The organism is Streptococcus sp. DD11, assembly GCF_001578865.1.
Taxonomy (GTDB): Bacteria; Bacillota; Bacilli; order Lactobacillales; family Streptococcaceae; genus Streptococcus; species Streptococcus panodentis.
In genome coordinates this window covers 118,744-125,250 of record NZ_KQ969392.1, presented here as the reverse complement: position 1 = coordinate 125,250, position 6,507 = coordinate 118,744, and the positions used below count along the sequence as shown (strand labels likewise).

Below are 6,507 nucleotides of genomic sequence, written 5' to 3'. Positions count from 1 at the left end.
CTGATTTTGACCATTCTCCTCTTTACCAAGTTCGGAGACGCTCTGAACAGCAAGTACAATCGCATGAGCTGATGATCAGACCCAAGATCTTCTCTTAGGAAATCCATACGAACGGTTGGTGAAACACGATGCTGGAATGTAGACATGTTTTTAAAAAATTCGATGGAAAAGCGGTTATTAAAGACTGTAACTTTGCCGTCCAGAAAGGGGACATAATCGGCTTGATGGGCGAGAGCGGCAGTGGTAAGAGCACGCTGGCTAAATTGCTGCTCGGTCTGGAAAAGCCCAGTCAAGGTCAGGTCTTACTGGATGGCCAGCCCTACTCAGTCAAAAAGTCTGGGGTGAGAATCCTGCTGGTTTTTCAGGACGCGCTTCATTCGGTCAATCCCCGCTTCACAGTGGAGCAGGTTTTGACAGAAGCCCTGCCCAAAAATATCGCGAGTGATGAGATAGAAGCTATTCTGGAAGATGTCGGCTTAGATAAAAGTTACCTGAATCGGCCAGCACGCCAGCTTAGCGGCGGCCAGCTGCAGCGAGTCTGTATCGCTCGGGCGCTGCTCTTAAAGCCGGCTATTCTTATTTTTGATGAAGCTCTGAGCGGCCTGGATCCCATTGTTCAAGGCAAGCTCTTAGGCCTCCTATATGGTTTGCGGGAGAAATACCAGCTGACTTATCTTTTCATCTCTCATGATTTCAAGCTGAGCTATGCTATCTGCCATCGCATTTTGGTCATGGCAAACGGAGAAATCGTTGATGAGATTAGGGATTTTGAACGACCTCTCCAGGCCCACCACCCCGCGACAAAAATGTTGATAGGCGATAAGGGAAATTTCGGCTGACGAGTATCCTGACTAGCTATTCTATTTTTTTAAATTACCGTCATTTAGTTGATCTTTTATTACTTTGTCAGCTCGCCTTGCTCCAACAGTCCAGAAGGACTGTTGGAGGTTGGAGATAAAACAAACGTAATTTGTGTCAAAACAGCCCGAACCTAGAAACAAGATAGTGAGATAGAAAAGTTGTGGATAAGGAGACTGAAGGATTTTTATACAGTATCTTCCAAATGATAGTTCCCTCTGCGGGTGAGAGCGCAGCCATCATGGGAGTCTGTCCCACTCTCACTGCTAAAAGTAAACTAAAAGACTATAAAATAAAGGAGCATATATGAAACGTACTTTTGAAACGCGTAAACTCTACTTTGGCTTTCCAGTCTTCTTTTTAGGCTACAAGGACGATGTGCACGGCTACAACATTTCGACCTCCAGCTCGGTCTATTCCCTCGGCAGCATGCTGGTCATGGCTATGCGCACCAAGGGAAATGCCATCACAGAAATCAGCAAGCATCGGCAGTTTACTGTTAATGTCCCAGAGAAGGACTTGACCAAGGAGTCTGAAATCGCCGGCTTCAACAGCCGCAAGGACAAGTTTGCCCTGACTGGCCTCAGCTACACCGTCGGCGAGACCGTGGATGCTCCGCTGGTGGACCAATGCCCCGTATCTATCGAGTGTCAGGTGCTGGACATGGTCGAATGCGGTGCCCTGACCAATGTCATCGCCCGCGTTACGCGGCGCGTGGTAGATGAGACTTTGATTGATGAGCACGATGCTTTCAGAAGCGACCGCTTTTCTCCTATCAGCTATATGGGAGACGGAGACGGCCGGCTCTATCGCTATTTCAGCGATGAAGCCGTCAAGATGGGCTCCATCATCAAACAAATCCGTGAACAAGTAGAAAAATAAAGAAACCGCTGAGGTCTTGCAACTCAGCGGTTTAGTTTTCTATCAGTATTTGTTCCTGCAGTCCAAACTTTTCTAAAAAGCGGCTCTGCTCTTCTTGGATTTGCGGAGTTGGGTTTTTCACGCTCAGGACCAGCTCTATCATGTCTGGATTGGGTTCGCTGACCAGCTCTCCCAAGGCCCAGATGGCAGTTGCCACATGGATTTGATTGGGCGATTGGTCGATGATTTGCAGGATTTTGGGAATAGCAGAGCGGTCGTGGGCATTGGCCAAAGCGATAATGGCATTGCGCTGCAGGATGTTTTTGCCGCGCCAGCTGCCGGCCACATGGCCGAATTTTTCCTTGAACTGGCCGTTAGAAAGCTCCAGAAAAGGAATCAGCTCGGGCTGGGCCAGCTCGGGATCAATCTCGGTTGCCAGCGGATTGTCCAGACCCTTGTTGTAAGGGCAGCAGATTTGGCAGATGTCGCAGCCATAGATGACGGTTTTGATCTTCTTGCGAAATTCCAAATCCATCATGCCCTTATCTTGAGTCTGAAAGGATAGGCAGCGCCGGGCATTCATGGTCCCGTCGCCGATTAAGCAGGAGGTTGGACAGGCAGTGACACAGCGGTTGCAGTCGCCGCAGCCATAGTCCACCGGCTGATCCGGCTCGATATCCAGATTGGTGATTAGCTCCCCCAAAAACATATAGGAGCCAAATTCCTTGGAGATGACCAGACCATTCTTGCCGATAAAGCCAATCCCGGCCCGCTGGGCGACTGCTGTATCGACCAGGGCGCCCGTATCCACCATGCCCTTGTATTCAAAATCGGCCGTCAGTTCTTCAATCCCCTGTGCCAATCGGTCCAGCTTGTCCTGCAGGACATAGTGGTAGTCCAGTCCCCAGCTGTTGGGGGTAAACTTGCCGCGTTTATAAGCTGTCTTCTGGGGCTGCTGCTTGAGCTTGTGGGGATAGGCTACTGCGATAGAGATGATGGTCTTGGCTGAAGCCAGACTCAGCTTGGGCTTGATCCGCTCTTCGATGTTTTTATGCTCAAAACCAGAATTTCGCCCCTCTTCCACAGCCAGGCGCAGCGATTTTTCCAAATAATCAAAATCGTCTGCTGTTGTGAAGCCAATCTTGGAGATTCCAATTTCTTTTGCTAAACGGATAATTTCTTCTTTGATATTCATTGCTTTTATTATAGCGGAAATCTGATTATTTTGCGAGATAGAACGAATCGGTCAGGATGATCTGACAAGGAACTGCTGGCTGCTTGCTTTCCTTTGTGTTCCATAGCAACTATACTATAATAAATTTCCGTTATTTTTTAAAAATCGAAGGCGCCGTCTGACCGATTTTTTATACGGTATCTTCCAAAAGATTGATTCCTCTGCGGATGAGGGCGCAGCCATCATGGGAGTTCTGTCCCACCGCTTTTATTAAAGGACGGCCGCAGTTACTTGACATTCTCAGTCTTACGCTTCTAAATCTTCTTAGGACAATATCTGGATTTACCAGAAGAAAAAATCCTAAATTTACTGTAAATTTTAGTATAGAAAGGAGCCGTCATTAAGCTCCTTTTTGATATAATAAAGGCAGGAATATTTGGAGGTGAACAATGGCAGAACCACTCTTTTTACAATCCGTTATGCAGGAAAAAATCTGGGGCGGGACCAGGCTGCGCGATGAATTTGGCTATGAGATTCCCAGCGACAAAGTTGGGGAATACTGGGCCATCTCAGCGCATCCAAACGGTGTCTCCACTATTAAGAACGGACGTTTCGCCGGTCTGGGTCTGGATAGGCTCTATGCCGACCATCGTGAACTGTTTGGGAACAGCAGCTTACCAGTCTTTCCGCTCTTGACAAAAATTCTTGATGCCAACGACTGGCTCAGTGTGCAGGTTCATCCGGACGATGCATACGGCCTCAAGCATGAAGGCGAGCTAGGCAAGACAGAGTGCTGGTATGTGATTGCGGCTGAGCCGGGAGCAGAGATTATCTATGGGCACAATGCCTCGTCAAAAGAAGAACTGCGCCGGCAAATTGAAGCCCAAAACTGGGGCCAGCTGCTGACAAAAGTGAAGGTCAAAGCTGGAGACTTTTTCTATGTACCCAGCGGCACCATGCATGCGATTGGCTCAGGAATTTTAATACTGGAAACCCAGCAGTCCAGCGATACCACCTATCGGGTCTATGATTTCGACCGGAAGGATGAAGAAGGCAGACTGCGGGAACTGCATTTGGACAAATCAATTGATGTCCTGAATATTGGAAAGCCAGCTAACAGCCGGCCAGTGAGTCTGCAAGTGGATGACTTGCGCTCCACTTTGCTGGTTGCCAATGATTTCTTTGCCGTTTATAAATGGGAACTGACAGGTCAGGCCGTTTTTGAGAAGACAGCAGATTACTTGCTGGTCAGTATTCTGGCAGGTCAGGGCGCTCTTGAGCTGGACGGGGAAAGCTATCCGCTGGCCAAGGGGGACCACTTTATTCTGCCCAGTGATGCAGCGGCATGGAAGCTGCAGGGGCAGGGGTTGGAAATCATTTCCAGCCACCCTTAGCAGCTGGAAAAGGATTGACAGGAGGCTGGGACAAGAGTGTCCCAGCCTCCTTACTGCATTTTGGCAAAAACGCTTGCCCGGCAGATGGCTGTGGATGCTGTTTCCTTTTTTAACTCCTGCCCCGAAAATGAAAAGCAGGGAAAGTATCAGCCTATCATCTTGAAATAAGAAAGTGATAGGCTGCGAGCTTTTGAGGGGCTCGTTGCCCTATCATCCTGTATTTTAAGCGATAGGCTGAAACTGTCCCCCGGACAGTTTCACTGCTAAAAGCAAACTAAAAGATAAACGAAATGACGATACAGTCTAGAAATCCAAAAACGAGGCAGGGAAGGCTGCAGTATGTTATTTAAGTTTTCTGCAAGCTATTTTTAAGTTTTGTAAAGGAAAAGTGAGTTTTAATATCAGTATATTCATGAAAGGAATAGACAGATATGAAAAAACTATTTTTCTCTAAAAATCAAGATCAGAAACGCTATGGACTTAAAAAATCATCAAAATGGAAAACCGCAGGTTCGGTGCTGCTTGCAACCATTGCTATGGGCGCCGCAGTTTTAGCAGGCGGCAGCACTGTGTCGGCAGATGAGACCGGCAGCGATACAGCAGTGGCTGCGGCGGCCGACAGCAGTGCGACTGACAGCACATCGGCAGACGGTGCAGAGACAGCTGCAGCTGCACTCCAAGAGTCAGAGACTGCAAGTACAGAAACGGCGGCAGCGCTTGGGACTTCTGCAGAAGCTGCAGCTGCGGCCGACAGCTCCCAAGTAAGCTCGGCTGACACAGAGTCTGCCAATAGCGGCAGCGAGGAAACCGGAACTGCCAGCGATGCTTCGTCAACGGCTGCAGCTTCCAGCACGGCAGCGGACAGCACTGCCAGCAGCAGTAGCAGTGAAGGAACGATTAGCTTTGACGGTTCGACCGTGACTAGCACAGCCAGCGGAGTGGTGATTGACGGCAGCACCATTACGATTACCTCTGCCGGCACCTATACCCTGACCGGCAACGGCAGCAGCTATACGATTACAGTGGATGCCAGCGTGACGGAACCTGTCACGCTCAATCTGGACGCCCTGACCTTGACGGACTCGGCCATTAGCTCAGCTTCCAGCGCAGATTTGACCATCAATGTGCTGTCTGACAGCTCGGTCAGCTCGACTGCTGATACTGCAGTTGAGGCGGCCGGAGCCCTGACAATCACCAGCTCGACTGGCAGCAGTCTGACCCTGAGCAGCAGTGAAAAGCATGCAGTTTCTGCCGACAGTGTGACGATTAGCAATGTCACTCTTGATCTGACTTCAGAGGCTAAAGACGGTATCAATGCCAGCAAGAGTGTGACGGTTGATAAGGCGACGGTCACCATTGCTGCTGGCGACGATGGCATTCAGGCTGAGGATGAGACGGATGTCAACAGCGGTGACGTGACAATTAGGGACTCGGCAGTCAGTATTACAGCCTCGGACAAGGGAATTACGGCTGCAGATGAGGTCGCTGTCAGCGGCAGCTCAACGGTTCATATTACAGCCGGCGACGAGGGGATTGAAGGCCGCTATATCAATCTGACTGGCGGCGACATCACGGTCAATGCTGGAGATGACGGTCTCAATGCGACTGATTGGACGACCAAGACCAGCGCTGATACCAGTCAGCTGACCAATGCGACTGCGGACAATGATATTGCGATTAATATTGACGGAGCCAATGTCATAATCGTTGCCGGCGGTGACGGGATTGACAGTAACGGCAATGTGACCGTTAAAAGCGGCAGCCTTTATGTGACCCAGACCAGTGCTGATAATGCGGCCATTGACTATGACGGCACCGGCATCATTTCCGGCGGAACGGTTTGGGCTATTGGAAATCAGGGGATGGCGCAGGCGTTCACTACTGGCTCCAGCCAATCCTATATTATAGCCAATGTCAGCGGCAATGCCGGCGATACGATTACGGTGACGGACAGCAGCGGCAATGTGATTGCCACAACCGTCGCAGCTGCTTCCTTCGGCAATGTTGTCTTCAGTACAGAAGCCTTGGCTGAAGGAGAAAGCTATACCATTACAACTTCCAGCGGCAGCACAGCTACAGCAACCGCTACAGAAGAAGGGACAACTAACGGTTTTGGCATGGGCGGACCGATGGGCGATATGAGTGGTTTTGGGGGCTTTCCGGGGCTGACCAATGCGGATGGCAGCCAGCCGACACCGCCGGATTGGGATGGCAGCGCTA

Annotated in this window: 5 protein-coding genes; 4 read left to right on the top strand and 1 reads right to left on the bottom strand. The window is 50.0% G+C overall.

The genetic code is table 11. The annotated features are described in order from the left end of the window. Positions 1-128 precede the first annotated feature (128 nt). Positions 129-839, top strand: a complete 711-nt coding sequence (locus tag STRDD11_RS00580; protein WP_128834347.1) for an ABC transporter ATP-binding protein — start codon at positions 129-131, stop codon at positions 837-839. Positions 840-1,164: 325 nt separating this feature from the next. Continuing rightward, positions 1,165-1,740, top strand: coding sequence for a flavin reductase family protein (locus STRDD11_RS00575; RefSeq protein ID WP_128834344.1), 576 nt, complete (start codon positions 1,165-1,167; stop codon positions 1,738-1,740). Between the two features lie 31 nt (positions 1,741-1,771). On the opposite strand, the gene queG is transcribed toward STRDD11_RS00575, so the two are convergent. Beyond that, positions 1,772-2,914: a tRNA epoxyqueuosine(34) reductase QueG gene (gene queG, locus STRDD11_RS00570; protein ID WP_128834342.1), complete on the bottom strand. Its 1,143-nt coding sequence runs from the start codon at positions 2,912-2,914 to the stop codon at positions 1,772-1,774. A 428-nt stretch (positions 2,915-3,342) separates the two neighbouring features. Between queG and manA the strand changes: the two genes are divergently transcribed. Both manA and STRDD11_RS00560 read left to right on the top strand, forming a co-directional pair. Continuing rightward, entirely contained in the window at positions 3,343-4,287 is a 945-nt protein-coding gene (manA, locus tag STRDD11_RS00565) for a mannose-6-phosphate isomerase, class I (RefSeq protein WP_128834339.1), read from the top strand. A gap of 431 nt (positions 4,288-4,718) precedes the next feature. Next, positions 4,719-6,507: carbohydrate-binding domain-containing protein (locus tag STRDD11_RS00560; RefSeq protein WP_128835300.1), on the top strand; the 1,789-nt coding region annotated here is incomplete at its 3' end.

What these genes read in the sequence shown, in the direction of transcription:
- STRDD11_RS00580 (WP_128834347.1), top strand. Translation starts at nt 129, where the DNA reads ATGCTGGAATGTAGACATGTTTTTAAAAAATTCGATGGAAAAGCGGTT.
- STRDD11_RS00575 (WP_128834344.1), top strand. Translation starts at nt 1,165, where the DNA reads ATGAAACGTACTTTTGAAACGCGTAAACTCTACTTTGGCTTTCCAGTC.
- queG (WP_128834342.1), bottom strand. Translation starts at nt 2,914, where the DNA reads ATGAATATCAAAGAAGAAATTATCCGTTTAGCAAAAGAAATTGGAATC.
- manA (WP_128834339.1), top strand. Translation starts at nt 3,343, where the DNA reads ATGGCAGAACCACTCTTTTTACAATCCGTTATGCAGGAAAAAATCTGG.